The organism is Aminobacter sp. 01T433 (assembly GCF_056398585.1).
In genome coordinates, this window is the sequence record NZ_JBFTPR010000015.1 from 37,902 (window position 1) to 57,731 (window position 19,830).

The window sequence follows — 19,830 nt, forward strand, 5'->3', positions numbered from 1 at the left end:
CCGCATTATCATCAAACGTTATTCATAAACCGATTTGAGGAGGGGCCATGGACGACCAAAAAGAACAGGAACGCAAATTCTACGAGAAGAGAGCATCCGACCAACAGGAGCTTCAAAGGCAGCAGGACGCGTTTCAAGAGCTCGAAGACTCTCGTGCCTATCATGAAAAACAGCGTGAGCAGATCATGCGCTACTTCGACAAAAAGCGTGATGACGAACTCAATCGGAAAATGGTGGAAGAGGCTCAGAAGCGCGGGGACACTCAAATAACCAAGGAGGTTGCTCAGGAGCTCCGCCAGAGGACGAGCGCCTATTTTGATAGACGTCAAAAGGACGTCGACAGCTACCAGAGCATGGATTTCCGCAAGGATATCCAGCACGGGAGCATGCAGGGTTTTGACAAGGAGGCCGCCGACATTGTCGTTAAGGGCAACGCGACGACATCGCTCGTCTTCCTGCAACAAGCCGCAAAGCTGTCACAAGAGCAGTACTACGCATTCACCGAGCGACAGGAAGCCCTTGGTCAGAGCATCGACTCCATGCGCGAAGCAGGGGACGTCAAGGCAGCTATCGTTCTGGAAGCTCGCAAGGACTACGAGGCTGCCTCCTATGAGCGGGATACCGCTGCCAGCGTCTTGGCAAAGCACGAATTCCTCTACGGTGCTGACAGCAATCAGCACCGCGAGCAGCAGGCTGAACTGCAGAAGCTTTCAGCGGCGGCCGACGAACTGAAGGCTAAATTCGATAACGTATTGGAACTGGATCGCGAGGTTGCCCACACCCTGAACGAGGAGAGCATGAAGCTCGCCCAGCTTCCAGAAGCAGATTCTGTGAATGAACGGATCGACCAGGCAGCTGCCGATTTCATTGACGATGTGCCTGTCTTTGAAGACCGCGATGCCGACGTGCCTCAGCTGGTGGATTACGACCACGAGCCGACCCGCTCAGACTATGAAACGGACATGTCCGACGAGGTCATGGAATATGAAGCGCGCCAGGACGAACTGCTGAAGGCCATGGACGAAGGTCGAGATCCATATGAGAGGGACAGTAATGCCGACCTGGATGCCTCTGTCGACAAGCATGTCGCCGAGCAGGAAGAAATTGTTGAAACCGACTCCGACGGCTCGGATGCGGTGTCCCTGTCTGACACGGACAACCGCACTTCAGAGCAAACTGGGATTGAAGAAAAGCACTCAAGCGAAATTCGTCACGAGACAGCAGCGCTTCGACCTGAAGGAGAGATGGAAAGCTCCGTCCAGACCATCGGGGTCGAGAAGACGGACGTGGTCAAGGATTACCTGCGCGAACAGGTTGCCCGAACGGAGACCGACAACAATTTCTCCCAGGCCTTCATCGATCGGATGGATGCCGCGTCCGAGAAATTGGAGACCGCCATGCGGGAAGGGGATTCACAGGCCATACTGAATGCCCAAGACGAGCAGCGTGCTAGTCGAGACGAATTCAATGGTTACATGGATGACCGAGACGAATTTTCGGCGAAGCTCACCAATCTCCGTGAAGAAGGGCAGTCCTACCTCTCTGCCGAAAATGAGACCGACCAAACCCATGCGGCCCTTGATTTCAAAAGCGCTTACAACGAGGCAGACAGCGTCGTCGAGCGGGTTAGGGCGGAGGATAAGCCATGGGCGGCCGACATGCAGTCCCAGTTGGACAACGAAGTTCAGAAACAGACCGACACCGAAAAGAACCAGATAGCCGTCGGCGACGACGGTGAGCGCGTTCCAACCAGTAGACTGGAGACTGCGGCTAGGGAGGCTGATGACGACAAGGCCCAACGCCGTGGAATCGAGTTCACATCCGAAGACGTTGCAGCGGCTCGTCGCGAAGCCGAGCGACAGGCCCAGGTCGACTCCGAGAAGCAAGGATCCGCCAGCCAGCATTGAGGCTGGTGGCTTGCATGAATCCAGGCATGATTGATGTCGGGCAATAACAAAAAGAAGGGAACAAGAATGAGAAAAACACTAGCAATCCTCTTGGCATCGGCGGTCGGACTGTCGACTGTCCCAGCTCGGGCTAACGATGATCTCATAAGGTTTGGAGTAGGGATCGGAGCTGCCGTCATCGGTGAGGTCATCAAAAACAGACAAAGTCCGCAGTCTGAGCCCCGCCGCCAGAATCCGCGCATTGATAGGTCTCAGGCACCTTCGAGCGAGCAAAAACAGCCTCGAGCACGAGCGGCATCGACAGCCCAGGCACCCACTAAGCCAAAGCGAGTTCCCGACGAAAAGGTTAAGCTGGTTCAGCAGCAGCTTTATGACCTCGGGTACACGGGAGTAGGGAAGCCCGATGGGTACTGGGGTGGCAACACCGAAAGGGCGATCCTCGCATTCCGGAAAGAACGGGGTCTTCCTGCTGTAAACACTGCCGATGATGATCTCGTGGCTGCATTGAAGTCGGCCAAGGAGGCAGGCGCAACCACTGCTGCTGTTGCCCCAGAGATGGCCAAGCCCGTCGTCGAAGAGGCAAAAGTGGTGGCTCCGCAGCCTTTCATTGCTATCGCTGAAACGCCCGTCCCTGAAATCAAATCGCCCGCGGCCGACGACTACCATGATGCAGTGATGTCAGAGGGCCCAGTAGTCGAAAGCGAGGTCGATGCGGAGTCGACCGCCTCGATTGTCTCTGAAAAGCCTCAGGCTCTGGTGGAGAAGCCTGCTGAAAAGCCAACGGTGATAGCACCCAAGGTGACTGAGGCCGAAGCGGCAAAGGGGGGCGACAAACAGGAGCCCGCATTCACAATTTCGGAAGATTTTTAAGGAGGTCCGCCATGTCAGGAGTATCAGGATCTGGGCCAAAAATCGGCACCAACGAAGCTGCCCACCTTGCACGAGTTATAGTCGTAGGTGCATTCGTCTCGGCGATCGCGTTCACGATTACCTTAGTTTTCGACATGCTGATCTTTGGCTTCAATCTTACACGGTCGGGTTTCTACGTCCCGCTATCTATCGGCAATTCCGTTGCATTGTTCGTTATGCTTACCTTCGGGTGGGCCCACGCGTTTTGGTACGCGGGCAACTCTCTGTCCCTATTGTCAAAACTTATCGGCCTCGGGTCATTTTTCGCACTATGGGGCTACATTAACTGGATCGTCGTTGCCCCACACCTCGCATGATATGGTACTAGCTGGTGGCGTTGCCGCCAGCAGTACTGACGTCCGACCCACCAGCTGTCTCGTTTTCTTCCGTACGTCATTCACCCTTAGCCGCAAATTCGTCGGCGACAACCGGTGAGATGGTCACGCCAGCAGGACAGTCGTCGTCTACAGATTTCCGAAATTCTGAGCCGCCACAGCGCATGCAGTTGTAAGAATCCAACCCTTTCTGGCGGCCGTCGCGCGCCTGCATTTCTGCAGGGAGGGCGTTAAACCAGGCATTGTAATCGGCAACATACTTTTCGGCTTGGGCCTTTGTGATAGCCCACGACACCCATCCGCAGCGTAAGCATGTGACTTCATTGCGCTGCGTCACAATTCAAAACCCTTCAGGAAGGCCAGCGTCTCCTCAATGGCCGTCCGGTAGGCTGAAAGTCGTTCCTCGAGCACAGACTTGGGGTCACCACCAAGATTGCCAGTACTGTCGGCAAAAACGATTTCGCGTCTACCATCTGGCAGCTTGACGTGGGCCACCAAGCTATCGCCTTGCCAGCCCGACCAGAGCACGGGGACATGGCCGACCACTTCATATTCAGTGACATCAAACTGCTCTTGAACAACGACGTCGAGCTGGCGCTTGAAGGCTTTTGAAATGTCACCGTACATCGGCGTTTCCCTCGATTCTACAATATCGTCCAGCTCGACATCGAAGCGCCACCTGGTGCCACCGACATTCCAGACGCCGTCCTCACCTCCGACGGGCTTACCGTCTTTGGCGTGCTCGTCGCAGGCCGTGCGGTACCAATGTCCGCTAACCGTTAGCTGGCCAGGTCGACCACAGACCTCGCATGTATGAGCAGATCGTCCTTCCGCCCTAATGCGTGCAAATTTGAGCTTTTGCTCGACGTCATTTTCGGCATCGGCACGTGCACCCATATTTGGAATTGCGAACTCGAAATTCTTGGTCGGCTGCCGATCTGGCCAAACGGGCTCGCAATATATGCGCAGCGTTCCAAATTTCTCTTTGATCTGGTCAATCCGGAAAGGGATGTCGGGAGGCAAAATTGCCTCGACCTCGGCGAAATAGCGATCCAGAATTCCGACCCAACCCGAATGACAACCGAAGGGAAACCCCTCTGGTAAAAGCCTTGGGTAGCGCTCCTGCAGGCTTCTGAACGATTCTCGGCCATCCCCTTTCACTTGCTCGACGGTGCCGATCTCATCGTAACGATAGACAAGACCGTTGAGGACGACTCTGGTTAGGGGCGTTGATGCCGCGACACCTTCGGAATGCTCATCACAAGCGACGAAAACTCGGCCGTCCGAGTGCCGTCTGACGGCACCAGGTTTTCCGCAGCGCTCGCAGGTGCGTGCTGACTGCAGTATCGCCAATGCGTAGGCCTGCCAGATTTCCAGCTCAGGCTCGCTGTCGCGGGGCAGGGATGTCTGCCATCTGATCTCTATCGAGCCGTACATTTGTTTGACTGATGTCAGAATAAAGGTTTCGTCTGCAGGCAGCACATCACGAACAGTCGCCAGAAAACGGTCCACGATGGTCGCCCACCAGAAGTCGCAGAGCATCTCAAAACCAGGCCGAACCAAAGCTGAATATTGCCGTTTGATGGTAGCGAAGGAGACCGCAGGTGCGTCACGCCCGATAATCATCGCGTTTCGCCTGATCAGTTCGACCAGTTCCTCAGCCATGTCGGAAATCACGAAGATGAGAAAACGGTAGCCCCCTTCGGAGCAAACTCTTTCCGCGAACACCTTTGCCGAGAACGCGCCTTCATCGAAATCGACAAGAACCCAAAGCTGGTCGTTCGGTGGATGGCGGTCTAGGTTTGAGACATCAGCCAGCCAATACCTCCCGTTGTTGTCGAAAGCGTATCTTTCCAGGCGCTCGGCGATCTTGGGGAGATCCGACATCACAGGTCCTCCGTATCGATAACGAGATCCCATCGGAACGCGTTTGCCTGCTCGTCGGGCGCAACTTCGAAGCCATGAGGGTTGCAAACAACGCGCGTTCTGCCAACGGTGACATCGACGGGATGATGTGTGTGGCCGCAAACCCATAGGGCAGGGGCATCGGCAGATTTCATGACATCGCCAAACGCCCGCTCACTGCTGGCGAACAGGAAATTGGCCGACGAATTCACGTAGACCGAGGGCGTGGCGGCAGGGTGCGGAAGATGATGACTGGCCACCACCGTCTTGCCTTCGAAGGGACGGGCAAGGGCAGCGTGGATGAAAGTGCGGGTTTCACGATGCATCGAGAGCATATCCGACGGGGCCAGCATTTGGGCGTCATTCATCCGAATGCGTGAGAAGTCCGAACTCATTGCCCGGGCATCGTTGAGCCGCCAATGAAAGTCCGCCTCGTCATGAATTCCCAGCTTGAAATCGGTCCATAGGGTGCCGCCGACGAAACGAACGCCGTCGAGGTCGATGCTGGTGTCATCGAGGACATAGAGAGGTTTCGACCAACCTTTGCTAGCTTCTGCCACCTGATGCATGACTGCACGATCCGACGGTAATGACCGCCCAATAATGGAAGGCTCACTGTAGAATTCATGGTTTCCAGGCACGAAGATCAGCGGCAGCCTATAGCGCTCGACGATCTCCTTTGCCTGAAGCTCGAGGCCGTCAGCCTGACAGAGATCGCCAGCGCAGACGATGATGTCCGCACTCTCAGGAGCCGATGTCGGGAACTCCACGTCTTGCATTTCCAGATGTAAATCGCTCCAGACCCATAGCTTCAAACGTTCACCACCTTCTTCCAATCAAATTCTGGATTTCCCTTGCCGTTGCCCGGTGGATTGCAGACCACTCGGGTCTGGCCGACCTGGTAGTCAAACGACGCATGCGTGTGCCCATGAATCCAGAGATCTGGCCGATGCTGCTCGATCGTATTCGAGAGATCGGATGCGAAGGCTGGATTGATCGGGCTGCCCGCAAAATCGGAGGGAATAGACAGCCGATGAGGCGCGTGGTGGGTGATAACGACCGTCTTGCCCTCGAAGGGTTTCTCGAGCTCGGCATTAATGAATGCCCGTGAGATCAGGTGCTTTGAGTAAGCGTCCTGCGGTCTCATCAGCAACTCGGTATCGTCGTCCCTTCGTACAGAATGGAATTCAGGCATTGCTTCTCGCAATTGCTCGAACGCCAGCTGTCGTGCTTGGCAATCATTGCCGCCTGAATGCAACGCGAAGTCGGTCCAGAGCGTCGAACCAATCAGGCGGATCTCACGATTGCTCTTTCGGCCGCACGTGACCACACGGTCTTCGAGCAACAAGATCCGATGATCGGCAGCCAGCTGTCTGGCGTTCGCGAGACCGCTGACGAGGCTTTCACCGAAGTAGTCGTGGTTCCCGAGCACATAAATAACTGGCAAGTGGGGCCTCAACACCCGGGCCATCCATTCGAAGGTGTCTTTCAGATTATCCGTGAGGTCGCCAGCGATCACACATAGATCGGCATCTGGAACTTGTAGCTTGTCACCGAATGTCAACAGGTCTCCGTGCAAGTGCAGATCGCTCAAAATCCATAATTTCACTCCCCAACCTCCACGACGAATCTGCGATCAAACGCCAGGTTTTCACCGTCATCGTAGCCGCGGGGGTTGCAAACGACACGCGTGCCTCCGATCTGGTAGTCACAGCTGTCGTGGATGTGGCCGTGGACCCAAAGGTTAGGGCGACCAAACTCGATGATCTCCTCGAGGTTGGAGGCAAAGGCAGCGTTCAACAGATCGCCCTTGAAGCGTGCAGGCACCGACCTGGCCGATGGCAAATGGTGAGTAATGACAATGGTCGGCCCCCCGAAAGGCACCCGCAAAGCCCGCATGATAAAGGCACGTGATTGTTGATGACGATGATATGCATCAGAGGGCAAGAACCGCTTCCATGGGTTTCGCTGTAAAGCGATCTGTCGGTGGTCATTCATCCCCGAGCTTGCGGCATGCATCGCCAAAGTCTGATTGCCTTCAATGCGATAGTCGGTCCACAGCGTCGCGCCGTTGAACCTCGCCCCGCTGAGAACGACCTGGTCGTTCTCAAGGAAATGAACATCAGGAAATTGGGCAGAAGAAGCTAACCCGTCGTCCAGTCCTTCGTTGAGGGAACCCCGATAGAATTCATGGTTTCCAGCCACGAACACGCACGGCATCGCCGGCGCGATATTCGTTGCCAGCCAGTGGATGCTGTTTGCGGGCGCACGCATGATATCGCCTGCCATTACGCAGACGTCTGCATCCGGAATTTCCAGAGGCTGGCGAAGCCCCCCGTATTCAAGGTGCAGATCGGAAAGGATCCCGAGCTTCATGGGCGGAACCCCTGTGACTCGTCGTCTGGCAGTGACCAGCCCGCATTCTTGCGTCTGCGAATTGCCTCCGCCTGTTCGCGATAGCCTGCCAGACGCCCGATCATGCGATCGACAATTTGCTCTACCCGTTCCTCTGCGTTGACAATCGACGCCTCGGCCTGGCGGACGAATTCCTCGACCGCAATGGGCTTCAAGCCTTGGTTGTCGACGCCAACATCGATCGACCCCGGCATCCCCAAAAGAGCCCCGTGGCTGTGGCCGTAAGCGAGAAACGAGCCGCGATGTTCCTGATTCCAGGTGTAGCCCGCATAGTGGCTCAGTATGATCCGCTGACCGTCGTGCTTGATTTCAGCGGCATGAGCAGGCTCCGCATCCCAAGGCAAGCGGGCGAGAGCGGGTAGGAGCCTCCCTTTGTTGTCCACGTCGTGATTTCCAATGATCAGCCGCTTTCGGCCATTTAAGCGCCGGAAGATTTGAGCCACCTCCTGGTCGCTGGCCTTCATCGCAAAGTCCCCCAGATGCCAGACGAGGTCATTGGGATGGACGACGGCATTCCACGCTTCAATCATCCCCTCGTTCATTTCTTGAACATCAGAGAATGGCCGCCTGCAGGCGGTGAGCATCAGCGGGTGCGAAAAGTGGGTGTCGGCAGTCAAAAATGAGGTCATGAAAATCTCCAGAAAACGAATGTTGGCATTGGCGGATCTGCATTCGCAGACCTGTCAGCCTGCTATTCGCTTCACAAAATTCATGAGCGCTCCTTTTTGAATATTTGACGTTTTTGCATATATCAATTGGATGGTCAAGATGCTAAGTGTCCGGAATTCTGAGCTTTCCTCTTTGCAATTCTTTGAAGGGGAGGCGGCCTGCTTATGGAGAAGCGAATTTGAATAAAACTATTCTGGCTGTCGAAAACTGGATCCAGCTCCCTGGCGGCATCGACCAAGCACTCGAGATCGCGGCCTCGTTCGATCTCGAATTCAAGACGCCAGGCGAGGCGCTCGAACGCGCCAAAAGCTACATGCTGCTTGTTTCTATGACACCGGACCTAGATGAGGATGAGCAGGCACTCTTTCTAGCGAAAGCCAGGTTCCTCTTCTGGTGCGCCGCCTCATGCGGAGAGAGCGACGCCTACAAGCTGCTCGCTCGTGAAATCCGCGCACACATGCGCACGAATATTAGCTCCAGCCACGAACAGATCGCCTCCTTTTATGAAGGTATGGTGTCTGACGAAGCGTCATTGAAGCCCAGGCTCAGGCTAAAGTCTCCGATCCGAAACGACGTCCTCGATACCGAGCATCCCGAAATCGATGATGTGGGCGACAGGCATTGCGTCGCCAAATCTATCGGCGATAGCACGTCCAATGACGGGGCCTTGCTCTCTAGACGATATCAGCGCCTCATCGGGATCGAGCTTCCTGCAGTCGGCAAGATGCCAGCGGAAGGCGAGATCCTAGCGACGCTATCCCAAGAATGGCCATGGGCTACTAAGGTCGCCGAGCACATCGAAAATGCCCTTGATGTCCTGCGATCAGTCGGCAAGGCCACTCCGAAGCTGAAACCACTCCTTTTCGTGGGACCGCCAGGCAGCGGTAAGACCGCGCTTGCCCGACGGGTGGCCGAACTCATGAATTTGCACTCGACGACCGTAGCAGTTGGTGGAACTGCTGACGGGGCAGGGCTGTCGGCTGTTACCCGCGGCTGGCAATCGACACGACCATGCGGTCCCGCTCTCGCCGCCAATGATTTCGGCTGTTGCGATCCTGCTATTATTGTCGACGAGCTCGACAAGGCCGTCGGCATTGGCAACCAGAATGGTTCTGCAGTGGGCACCCTTTTGGGAATGCTGGGCAACTCAGAATTCTATTACGATGCTTGCCTGCTGTCGGAAGTGGATCTCTCGAGAATGACTTTCATGGCCACGGCAAACAGCCTGGCAACGATTCCTGCCGCTCTGCTTGACCGCTTCACAGTTCTCGTCGTTGGCCGACCGCGGCAAGAGCACTTCGATGTCATCCTATCAGCTATGAGACGCAAAGCAGCGGCCGATCTAGTTGTCCCCTTGGCAATGCTGCCATCCTTCGACGGCGATGAATATCGGGCCCTGCAGGCGTTCTTCGGCAAAGGCGGAGGATCATTGCGAGAGTTCGCTCGAGCTTTCGACTTCGTGATGGCCGAATCCGTAAAAAGGGAGAGGGCGGCAATCCCTGCAATGATGTGTTGAAGTTCAATTGTGTCAGTTATCCGCCTTCCCAGACACTTACGGGCTGGAATTAGACCTGCCTAATCTGCATAAATACGCAGCGGAAGGTCGGGGCGTTTTTGATTTGAGATTGAAGGCTAGGAAAATTCTTGCGCTCGCAGCGCTAGGCGCGAGTGGCATCGCATTCGTCACATCGCCTCTCGCTGGGGCTGCGATGCTTGCCCTCAACTATTACGACCCATTTTCCATCACGGAATACCGCCTCAAAAGCCTATCTACCGACCAGATCGTCGAAAAGATCGAGTTAGCCATCGCCGACCAGGATTTAGATGACGCTGCAAAGCTTGTCGAAATCGGTCAGGAGCATGGGCACACCTTCGATCCTGCTCTTATCGCCCGAACTCAAGAGGATGCCGCCGATGTTGCTTGGCGCAACTCGATAGGCTTTGCCGACGGCTTTCTAAGGGGCCAGGTCTCGTCGCCGTCGAATATCGCTGGGTCACTGGTAGCCGACTATCTCGTGCTCGGCGACCTCAGGGATATTGCCGTAGAGGGAACCAAGGCGGCATCTGGAAGTGACTACCACGAGCTGACACTTGGGCTTTCGTTGGTAGGCGTTGCAACCTTGATTCCCGGGACGGGACCAGTCGATGTGGGTGCTTCCGTCGTCAAAATTGCAAACAAGGGAAAACGCCTCACGAAGCCGATGGCGAGCACAGTCGAGCGGATGGCCAAGGATTTGCTCGACGTTCCTGCACTGAAGAAAGCACTATCGAGTTCGTCGGAACCTATGTTTCGGATGCCCGCCTTCGCAGGCGTGACGGACTTGGTGTCATCGGTCTCCTACAAGGACATCGACAAGGTCGACTTCACAGAGCTGAACAAGGTGGCATCAGACCTGGTGCCCATAGATATGGGCGGTGTTAAGCGGCGGTTCTCAGGCGTCTTGAAACCCGATGCCTTGGCGGAGGTGTCAGGCCTTACATCGGCAACCGCAGCTGTGGCCTCACGGGGAGGCATAAAGGCCACGTTCAAGGCGCTCGAACACGCCGACAATCCTGCCGATCTCGCAAGGTTTGGAAAACTGGCCGATAAAACCGGCGACCGCACGTCTTCAGTGATCAGGTTGCTCGGAAAGGGCGCAATCCATCTCGGCGACCTTGTCTACACAGTCATAGCCGCAGTGGCGCTGGCAATTGCTTGGATGCTTGGTGCCGTCTGGTCGTCCATTACCTTCGTTTTAAATTTGCGCACGCTTTTCCGATGATCTGGGGGGATCCATGGCACGAAAATCGTCACTCGCACTCATGGCCGCTGGCATTGGCGGTGCGGCGGTCGCTGGATATGGCCTCTCGATGGGGCGCGACATCTACAAGTCGACCAAAAAGAATACGTCCCCCATCATCTTCCTGCTGGCAATTGTGGGAGCTATCTGTTTGCCCTTGTTCGGGGCGAGGGAACTCGTGCGCGGCCACGACCGTGGGCCATTCGGTACAATCTTCAAAACCTTAATCGGAAGCTTGCTGCTAATTATCATCGGTTTCGTGCTGGGGCTGATCTGTCTCAGCATCATTTTTAGCAACAAAGAGAATCCCGTGTCAGGGCAGGCGGCCGCCTACTTCTTCGCGGCCTGCGTAACGATGGTATTCGGTCTCATCGGCTTGCTGTGGGGGGCTATCGAACGCCCTGGCCGCCTGCGGACCATCGCTATTGCCAAGGCCAACGAACAGTTTTTGGCATCGATCGGGTTCAGGGAGACTGGTGGGGAGGACATCACGCACTACGACGAGGATGGCCAGGCACTCCGCTTTCTGGAAGGTCATGGCGACAGACTGGTCTTCATGGCGGTTGGGAGACGTGGCAAGCGCGCTTTCATCGACCTTGCGTCCGATGGCAAGATGATTGCTTACACTGGGGTGGTTTGACGAAATGACACCCAGACTTCCAGCTCTTTTGATCGCGATTGCCTGTCTCGCCGCCAGTCAGGCATTTGGTGCGACAATTTCCAGATCCGACAGTGGTCTGTGCGTTCTGAAACTCGAAGGCGACATTGTGGTCGGAGACTTTGAACGGTTTCAGAAATTGGCTGCAACCGAGTTCAAAGGGGTGGACGGCGAAAGCTCCTCCGAAGACACCATCTGCCTGAACAGCCGCGGCGGCAATCTCCTCGAGGGCGTCAAGCTCGCAGAGCACTTCTATAAATACGGCGTTGGAACCGTCATCGCCAAGGACAACGAATGCTACTCGATCTGCGCGATTATGTTCATGATGGGAATAGCACAGGGTGCTGAGGTTAATTTCGTCAATCGGAAGCTTCACATATCGGGAAAGCTCGGCTTTCATCGGCCCTATTTGGCGCTTGATTCAGACGAACTCGTCAGTGCCAGGGCACTGCCAATAGCTCATGACATGGCCTTGGAATCGACCATGAAGATCCTGATCCTGGCCAATAATCACGTGCCTTGGTCAAATTCGACCATGATGAGGCCAGACCTTGTTCAGCTGATGCTTACGCACATCGGAAACAACCTTTTCTACATCGACACCGTAGAAAAGGCGGGCCGATTTGAGGTGGAACTCTTCGGGAATGAAAAGGCCAACGGCCTTACCGAAGAGCAGGCCTACTATGCCTGCGAGAATGCGTTCCATTGGCAAGTTGGCATGATCGGTAAAGACACCGACTACCAAGCCTTCGCTAAAACGACTGGGGGGTACGGTGATCCGATCGTAAAGCTCCTGCAGGATAAGGACGGCACGAAAATATATTCGGTCACTAGCGGCGACGCGGGCTACTCGGAGGCGGGTTGCCTGATTGGTTACGGTGACGAATACGTGCAGGGTTGCGGCTACAATGGGATGTACAATGTAGCCGTGGGGCATGGCCAATGCTCCGTCGAGAACTTCAAAGAGGGTAGCGCGTTCATTCCCCGCCTCGCCACCTACAAGCCGACGCTTCCCATCACTGAACTCGGGAATGATAATAGGGCAAACAAATCTTTCGTAGGAGCGGTAGTTAAGGCGACCTGCGTCGTTGTCACTCCCACCAATGAGAAAGAGGAAGAGCCCTGTGCAGGCTCGATCACACACAATGTCTACCTCGCGGGCAAGCGAGCTGATCGCTACGAATTCACATGGCCAACGGGGAACAGGACCATCCTGCTAAGGGACGGCGACAACTTCACCGTCAATGGAAAGCCCGCATTCCTGAGCGCCGATGACAAATACACCCTCTGCGCCGTAAACATGGAATCAAAGAACAGGTTCTGCTTCAAGCTCTAGGGTTAGCCGATCCCGTCACCTGCCGATACTAACAACGAAAGAAATGAAGACCAGATCATGAGGAAATCCAGGAAGTTTGCGTTTCCAGCTGGCATCGTCCTGGGGCTTAGCCTCGTTATCGGGGACGGGCAGGCTCAGGAGGATGACCGTATTTACTACGGATCAAGGGCTGGCATGCACCTGACAACAGTTTCGAACGAGGGAATTGGCTCTGCAAACGCAGTCATTGTGGTGAAACACACACCAAAGGATGCAAAAGCGTTCTGCGTGGACTACTTGCTCGACAATTCGATGGCCTGCGTGAAGCGCACGATGAAAGAGGTAAAGGTCAGCGACCGCGTTACAGGCAACTGCGTCAAGCGGACGTGGACCGACATGTTCGGTCAGAGCTTCGCCTTTTTGGGGTCTGCAAAACAGACCGACGAGATGATGGCAGAATACAAGGTCAAGGATCTGAAAACCCGTGAAATACTCGATGGATCAAGCGCTTCTGGCTATGGGGTTGAGATGACGATTTTCAACCAACTCTGCCCAGGAATAGCAAAGTAGGTGACAATGAAGCTTTCAGCACTGATAGGCCTCATTGGCGGCTTAGTGCTAGCCAGTTCACCCGCTCGCGCGGCCGATGCAACATTCAAAGGTATTGTAGAAAACTTCGGCACGAGCGAAGCCCACTTTCGACTCGAGGGCCCGATCACGGACTCAGATGTCGACGCTATCAAGGCCGCGCTGGCCACAGCGGGCATCAACCATGAGCAAGACGTCTGGCGAAGGATAGTAGTCGAACTCGATAGCCCAGGCGGATCATATCAGGCAGGTCTCGATTTGGCGTTACTGTTTCGTCGTATGGGGCTGGCTACCAACGTAGCATCGGGTGACCGATGCTTTTCAGCATGCGCGTTGGCATTTTTGGGTGGCACCGACCTGCCGAAAGATCCGGCTCCTCCCACGGATGACGGACCCATTCCTAACCAGCCTCCCGACCGTCGACTGGAGCCAGGGGCCGCACTAGGCTTTCACGCCCCTTATCTTGATATCGGGGAATCTTCCTACACGGCGCAGAATGTCTCTGACGCTTATACCGCTGCCGTCTTGGCGATCGCACGGTTCATCGCAATTGCCGACCACCTATTTATATCGACGGCCGAGCTTCCGACTTTGCTCAAACCAACACGTGACGATCTGTATATGGTCGACAACGTGGATGCGGTGAGATTCCTCGGAATTGACTATATTGATCCTTCCCAACGGATCATCGACGACCCCAAAAAATATACGCAATCGATGATCGTGAACGCCTGCATAAATCGATACTACCATCTCCAACGCCGCAGCAGTTTTGTTGGGTTTGCAACCGCAGCATCGGTTATCGACGAGTTCATCGAGGGGTCGAAACTTCTCGAGAACGGCGAGGCGGACTTGGCCTTTGGCACCCGCCGCGTGAAACAGGGCACCTTATCGACTTGGTTGGCCTTCACACCGATCGCGAAGACCTACGATGACAAGAACTTCGTTTGGTGCCTATTTAGTCCTGGCTCCAATTCGGCTTTCTACAAATCGGCTGGCACGGTTTCGGAACTCTTTGATGAACTTGAGGTCAAAGATGACCTTTGGGAGTTCTCGCAGTCGCCTACGACAATGAAAATCGGGAATGAGGGTTCTGATCTGAGCACGTGGATGCCGGAACTTGAAATGGTTCCTCCGAACACGAAGCTGACGGATATAGCCCGTCAGATCACACGATATACCGCCACCGAAGACGTCATCTCAGCAAGGTAACAGCGGCTGCCTGGCTCTTTGGCGGCATAACGCGGGTGAGGCCGACTTTTGGCGGAAACACGTTGATGTGCTGTGTTCTCAACTAAGAAAAGTTAATAAAATCAATGAGTTAGCCGCATAATCAATATTATGGAACTGAGGAAGAAGCGTCAGGATATGCGGCATTAGGTAGCAAACGCCAAATACAAGGTATGGATCCTCACGAACACTTGCAGGGCATGCCACGAATAGTCACGGACTTCTGAATTTCCCAAGGTCCTCGCGTAGGTTCCGTGGACCTTCCCGGGACCATGCTCATCAGGCCAACCATCTTTGACACGAATACGGTACAAACCGACAGCAGTCGCCAACACGTTGGGCTGGCGCATCAAATGGATGTGATATTGATCTCTCGCATCGAGAAGATCACGTAGCGAAAGCTGGTCATATGATTGTTCGGAACGAAACGATCTAGAAGTCATATTGCTCTCCCCCTTGCCGTGCGGAAGCCAAATTGCGGACAATAGACCGCGGTCGAGCACCACACAGAGAACTGAGACTTCGGATACGCTACATTCGCCGAAATGATCGTGGCGATGAGCTTACGAAGCCTATTCTAGAAAAAATCGCAAGCCAGACTAACTGATACTGACTGCACAATATCATTGCGCTCGAAAAGGAGCAACGAGGCGGATGGCCTGGCTCAATTGCAGACACACGTGAGCTCTTAGGCTCCAATCACCACCACCCATGTTCAACTACCGTCAAAATGTAAAAACGACCGCATCTCATGTTTCGGCAAAACCGCGTGGGTACATTGACTTTGATTGGGTTGCTGTAGAGAAAGCCAATATGGGTGATGACTAAAACCATAACTAACACAGGTAGGTAAAAGTGCTTGTTAGGATTGTTCAGTTCATCTTGGGGGATCTAGGAAAGGGTTTTTTTGAGCACCCCGTTCGGAATTCTGTTTCCGTCGGTCCTTTCCGTTTCAATCTGGCAAAGTCTGGCGTCGAAGCATCGGTAGGCATCCCTGGGATGCGTGTTGGTATGGGCCCAAGGAGCAATTACGTCCACGCTGGAAAAGAAGGGTTTGTCTATAAAGGCTCGCTACCTGCACCGAAGGCAACCAAGCGTGCACCTACAGCGCTTCGACAAAAGGCTGAGGTCAATCACGGCGATGGCGTGATGCACGAAATCGAAAGCGGTTCAGTTCTCGACATGTTCCCCCAGTCGGCAGCCACGTTGCTTTCAGAAATCAACGGCAAGCAGACAAGGGTCCGGCTGAGCCGTATTGTCCTATGGCTTTGGGCAGTAGTGATGGCCTTCTGCTTTTTTTCTGGAAATCTGCAAAACTGGATGACCGTTGCCTATGTCGCTGCGCCATCTTTTCTGGCAGCAATGTTCCTCGACAAAGTCAGACGATCCGTAATCCTGCTGTACGATTTCGAGCCTGAAATCCTAGCCAAATACGAGAGCATGATCGGCACATTCAGGCGGCTCCAAGCTGCCGAAGCCATTTGGCACATTGAGGCACAAGGCAAGGGTCGCAATTGGAAGCGAAACGCAGGCGCAATTAGTCTCCAGAACCGTAACAAGATCAATGTCACACTTTCAAACCCTGACATCATAAGGTCAAACATAGACGTACCAACGATACCCGTTGGAAAGCAGGTGCTGTACTTCTACCCCGACAGAATTCTTGTCGTCGAAAACTCCAAGGTCGGGGCTGTCGAGTATGCCGAATTGAAGACCCTTCTTAAGAAGGTCAAATTTATCGAAAAAAAGGGACAAGTACCTGCCGATGCCAGAGTTATCGAACACACATGGAAGCACCCAAACAAAGACGGCAGTCGAGATCGCCGCTTCAACGACAATGAACAACTACCGGTGTGCGCCTATGAGGAACTTCACTTTACGAGCCAAAGCGGCCTGAACGAACTCATACAAGTGAGCTTGGAAGGTCGAATACTACCATTCACCACCGAGCTTTGGCACCTGGCTTCGATTGCGTTTTCGAAAAGCACCGTCGGTGCTGAGTGAAGCCAGGGAACTGACGGTGCTTTTCGGTAGGTCGGCGGCATCAGGGATAACCGCCAAATACGGTGGCGGAATCTGCCTTGAGACTGGCTCTCTCCGTACATTGAAATGGTCGGACAGATCGGCATATATCATTTCTGCGGACCATGAACGCGATACGGCCAAGACATTAGGGATGGAGTGCATGCGGGTAGCTTTGATACTGTTTTGTCTCGCGCTGTCCTCAGCGCCGTCGTGGGCCAGCAGCGCATTTGCTTGTTACGGCAAGGGGGCCGTCGGCCTAACGCAGGACGCTGATGGACATCAAATAGCGGTCCGCTTCAAACCCCAGAGCTCCTTCTCCGTCCGTATCTCGTCGGAGGAGATCTGGGGTGACAGATTTCCAAATCCGTTGGCATGTGCGCCTATCCCCGATACTGATCAAATCTCGTGCACTGGTGATGGATTAATGCTCAATTACGATCAATCAGATCAGAAATACGTCTTGACGTTCATTAAGCGAGGGACGGCGACGGCCGTCCTAGAAGCTGGGACCTGTTCGTGGTTAACCAACGACTAAGTTCGTCGAGAGGGCGGAATTGGTTCCCCTCGCAGCCTCTAGGATCAAGTCATGAGCCATATGATTGACATAGTTGAATCGCTGAAAATTCAACGTGACCAGCTGAGACGCCTCCTTGATGAACAAATAAAAATTAGCGAAGCGCCCAAGGCAACGGTTGAAGAAATGGCTTCGCAGGTTTCACAGCTAAAATCGATAGTTTCCGAGCTTGAACAGTTGATTCAGCAGCGTCATTTACCGACCTCGTCTCAGAAAGCAGCGAAGTGACGGATCGTCCGTGGGCACATGATCGCTATATCCTCGACAAAGACCATCTTGTGGTACCTGCCTCCAGCCAGACATGGACCCGTTTCATGAGAGACAGGGAAGTCGCCGGAACCTGCTACAATTTTCACTGCATCGCCGAACACATCACCGTTCACTACTGCATTTTCACTCAGTTTACTGGCCGCGATGACCGGGTGGTCGACAACGGGCCGCCGTTGGTGTTCTTCACTAACGTGTGCGAGCGTATCGAGACGGAATATTCGTTCCCTGACGGCACTTTTATTGGCCACGAACACGTCGATTTCCCCGAGGGCGATTTGCCCCGCTACTCGTCATGGGACGATGCAATGGCCGGACACGCTGCCATGGTCAAAAGGATCGAGCAGCTGGAAACGGATACCGTCGCCGCCTTTCGGGCCGCCGCCGGAATGATGAATATATGAGGTCGTGCTGGACGAATATTCGGGTCGCCCTCGCTAGCGTCGAACGGTTTCGTCCACCGCTCCTGATCTGATGGATCAAGCCTACGTCATGCTGGGTTCTAAATCTGGTGGTTTTTGCTACATAATTCCGAGAATATGATAGATCATCTCGAACTCGCCAAACGTATTTTTTCTGCGGCTAAACCATGCAAGCTAGCCACAATTCTTTTGGCATCCGCCCTTCCTGCAATTGCAGGCGACCTTTCAGGTCACGCGAAAATTATCGATGGCGACACCATTAAAGTGGGATCCATAGCAATCAGGCTTCATGGGATCGACGCACCTGAGGTTGGTCAGCGCTGCAATACCTCAAGAGGCAAGAACTGGGGTTGTGACGATGCCGCCATGGATAGGCTTGGAGAACTGGTAGCCAACGGCGTTGTCTGCAAGGGCAATGAATATGACGGCTATGACAGGCTTATTGCCGTCTGTTTCACCCCGAGCGGAACCGATATCAATAAGACACTGGTCGCGGAGGGCTACGCTTGGGCATTCAGGAAGTACTCAACTGACTACGCTTCTGACGAGGACGCGGCCCATAGACAGGGTCTAGGCGTCTGGCAGGCTGAAACACAGGCTCCATGGGATTATCGTGATGCCAAGTGGCAGGTAGCTGCACAGGAGGCCCCTAAGGGTTGTCCGATCAAGGGCAACATCTCGGCTAACGGTAGGATCTACCATGCGCCTTGGAGTCCTTGGTACAAGAAGACGAAAGTCAGTATAGACAAAGGCGAGCACTGGTTCTGCAGCGAGCGAGAGGCCTTGGACGCGGGCTGGAGAGCTCCCGCCTGGCGATGAGTTCCCGTTTGCCTGAGAGAGACTCTTGTCCGAATATGTACCAGAGGCCCTGTCTCGGCGGGAACCTATGCTCGGACCTTGATTTCGAGACCCTTCATTCGGTCAGATTCCGCATTCATTTCTTGTAATCGCAATATTTACAATATGTGATCCATCCACCTTGAAGTATTCCTCTCGTATTGTTCCGCCCGCACGTAGCAGGGTCATAAAGGGGCTCCAACCGCATACCTCGTTTTTGACCCCTGCGCGAAACTCATATGACAGGTTTACTGTTTCGAGATTCACTGAGTATGTTCTGCGCAACTCATTGCCATACGCCTCGATCGTTTTGAGCGTCGTTACATCGTCGACTTTGATCGGGGTATTCGCCTCCGACGCCATGAGTTCGATTGTCCGAGGCAGACCTTGCGTCCTGATCAAGAAGTCAATCGATTCCTCAGGAGTCATCTTTTCGGACAACTCACCATTTCCCATATTTTGAGCTTCTATTTCTATGAATTTGGATATGGATACAGTTCCGATCAAAAAGACAAGCCCAGTCACGACGCCCAACCCACCTGTCATCAAAGGTACGGTCTGTGCGCGCTTGGATGAAGCTTTAACTTTGGGAGTTTTGAACAACAACCAAAGGTTCGCGAGGGGGATGAAGGCTAGGAAGGCCGACCCATTACCCCCGCTGATGTCACGAGACCGCGCCATGGCGACCTTGCATACAAGATACCCGCCTGCGAACATTCCCCCGAAGGCAACAAGTACGAGCACCCACAGATACCCGCCCATGATGGCGGATAGTGACATTAGCCAAACCATCTGGATGGCTGTCATGGCAAACACGAAGAAGGATGAATAGGCGAAGTATGGTGCTCGGGCGAGTTCGATCTCGCTCTTTTCCCTTATGCCAGCAAGGACAGCTCCAAAGGCCATCGCGCCATAGCTGAGAAGCGTCAGCTGCTGTTCTGAAAGGGAGACAATCCCAGTCGCGAATTTTTCAAGCATTACGTAATCCTGTGGA

18 protein-coding genes are annotated in these 19,830 nt (G+C 54.2%); 12 read left to right on the forward strand and 6 right to left on the reverse strand.

All coding sequences use genetic code 11. The annotated features are described in order from the left end of the window. The first annotated feature begins 47 nt into the window (after window positions 1–47). Window positions 48–1,907 carry a hypothetical protein gene (locus AC1DLV_RS22810; RefSeq protein WP_476802304.1) on the forward strand — a complete coding sequence of 620 codons (1,860 nt, stop codon included), beginning with the start codon at window positions 48–50 and terminating at the stop codon, window positions 1,905–1,907. Between the two features lie 33 nt (window positions 1,908–1,940). Continuing rightward, entirely contained in the window at window positions 1,941–2,777 is an 837-nt protein-coding gene (locus AC1DLV_RS22815; protein WP_476802305.1) for a peptidoglycan-binding domain-containing protein, read from the forward strand. A 707-nt stretch (window positions 2,778–3,484) separates the two neighbouring features. Here AC1DLV_RS22815 and AC1DLV_RS22820 read toward each other — a convergent pair. The 5 genes from AC1DLV_RS22820 to AC1DLV_RS22840 are packed head-to-tail and all read right to left on the reverse strand — an operon-like array spanning window position 3,485 to window position 8,100. Then, window positions 3,485–5,038, reverse strand: coding sequence for a tudor domain-containing protein (locus AC1DLV_RS22820; RefSeq protein ID WP_476802306.1), 1,554 nt, complete (start codon window positions 5,036–5,038; stop codon window positions 3,485–3,487). Beyond that, window positions 5,038–5,892, reverse strand: a complete 855-nt coding sequence (locus AC1DLV_RS22825) for a metallophosphoesterase (protein WP_476802307.1) — start codon at window positions 5,890–5,892, stop codon at window positions 5,038–5,040. Before AC1DLV_RS22825 ends, AC1DLV_RS22820 begins: the two co-directional genes overlap by 1 nt. Beyond that, complete coding sequence (locus tag AC1DLV_RS22830) at window positions 5,868–6,665, reverse strand: metallophosphoesterase (protein WP_476802308.1); 798 nt, start codon at window positions 6,663–6,665, stop codon at window positions 5,868–5,870. The genes AC1DLV_RS22825 and AC1DLV_RS22830 overlap by 25 nt, the downstream gene beginning before the upstream one ends. Beyond that, the gene (locus AC1DLV_RS22835) at window positions 6,662–7,432 is read right to left on the reverse strand and encodes a metallophosphoesterase (RefSeq protein WP_476802309.1); all 771 of its coding nucleotides are present in this window, start codon (window positions 7,430–7,432) and stop codon (window positions 6,662–6,664) included. Before AC1DLV_RS22835 ends, AC1DLV_RS22830 begins: the two co-directional genes overlap by 4 nt. Continuing rightward, a complete protein-coding gene (locus AC1DLV_RS22840) occupies window positions 7,429–8,100 on the reverse strand; it encodes a metallophosphoesterase family protein (RefSeq protein WP_476802310.1) in 672 nt (223 codons plus the stop codon). The genes AC1DLV_RS22835 and AC1DLV_RS22840 overlap by 4 nt, the downstream gene beginning before the upstream one ends. A 218-nt stretch (window positions 8,101–8,318) precedes the next feature. Here AC1DLV_RS22840 and AC1DLV_RS22845 point away from each other — a divergent pair, with 218 nt between their 5' ends. The 10 genes from AC1DLV_RS22845 (at window position 8,319) to AC1DLV_RS22890 (ending at window position 18,818) form a co-directional block, all read left to right on the forward strand. Next, window positions 8,319–9,656, forward strand: a complete 1,338-nt coding sequence (locus tag AC1DLV_RS22845; RefSeq protein WP_476802311.1) for an AAA family ATPase — start codon at window positions 8,319–8,321, stop codon at window positions 9,654–9,656. A gap of 193 nt (window positions 9,657–9,849) precedes the next feature. Beyond that, on the forward strand, window positions 9,850–10,902 hold the full coding sequence (locus AC1DLV_RS22850) for a transcriptional regulator (protein WP_476802312.1): 1,053 nt from the start codon (window positions 9,850–9,852) through the stop codon (window positions 10,900–10,902). Window positions 10,903–10,915: 13 nt separating this feature from the next. Then, a complete protein-coding gene (locus AC1DLV_RS22855) occupies window positions 10,916–11,560 on the forward strand; it encodes a hypothetical protein (RefSeq protein ID WP_476802313.1) in 645 nt (214 codons plus the stop codon). A 4-nt stretch (window positions 11,561–11,564) separates the two neighbouring features. After that, window positions 11,565–12,914 (forward strand): hypothetical protein, encoded by a 1,350-nt coding sequence (locus AC1DLV_RS22860; protein WP_476802314.1) that lies wholly within the window; start codon window positions 11,565–11,567, stop codon window positions 12,912–12,914. 57 nt (window positions 12,915–12,971) lie between these two features. Beyond that, window positions 12,972–13,463 carry a hypothetical protein gene (locus tag AC1DLV_RS22865; protein ID WP_476802315.1) on the forward strand — a complete coding sequence of 164 codons (492 nt, stop codon included), beginning with the start codon at window positions 12,972–12,974 and terminating at the stop codon, window positions 13,461–13,463. A 6-nt stretch (window positions 13,464–13,469) separates the two neighbouring features. Then, window positions 13,470–14,693: a COG3904 family protein gene (locus tag AC1DLV_RS22870; RefSeq protein WP_476802316.1), complete on the forward strand. Its 1,224-nt coding sequence runs from the start codon at window positions 13,470–13,472 to the stop codon at window positions 14,691–14,693. Window positions 14,694–15,566: 873 nt separating this feature from the next. Next, entirely contained in the window at window positions 15,567–16,715 is a 1,149-nt protein-coding gene (locus tag AC1DLV_RS22875) for a DUF4236 domain-containing protein (protein WP_476802317.1), read from the forward strand. 607 nt (window positions 16,716–17,322) lie between these two features. Beyond that, complete coding sequence (locus AC1DLV_RS22880; protein ID WP_476802318.1) at window positions 17,323–17,538, forward strand: hypothetical protein; 216 nt, start codon at window positions 17,323–17,325, stop codon at window positions 17,536–17,538. Then, on the forward strand, window positions 17,535–17,981 hold the full coding sequence (locus tag AC1DLV_RS22885) for a hypothetical protein (protein WP_476802319.1): 447 nt from the start codon (window positions 17,535–17,537) through the stop codon (window positions 17,979–17,981). Before AC1DLV_RS22880 ends, AC1DLV_RS22885 begins: the two co-directional genes overlap by 4 nt. Window positions 17,982–18,116: 135 nt before the next feature. Further along, window positions 18,117–18,818, forward strand: a complete 702-nt coding sequence (locus tag AC1DLV_RS22890; RefSeq protein ID WP_476802320.1) for a thermonuclease family protein — start codon at window positions 18,117–18,119, stop codon at window positions 18,816–18,818. Window positions 18,819–18,920: 102 nt separating this feature from the next. On the opposite strand, the gene AC1DLV_RS22895 is transcribed toward AC1DLV_RS22890, so the two are convergent. After that, a complete protein-coding gene (locus tag AC1DLV_RS22895; protein WP_476802321.1) occupies window positions 18,921–19,814 on the reverse strand; it encodes a hypothetical protein in 894 nt (297 codons plus the stop codon). Window positions 19,815–19,830 lie beyond the last annotated feature (16 nt).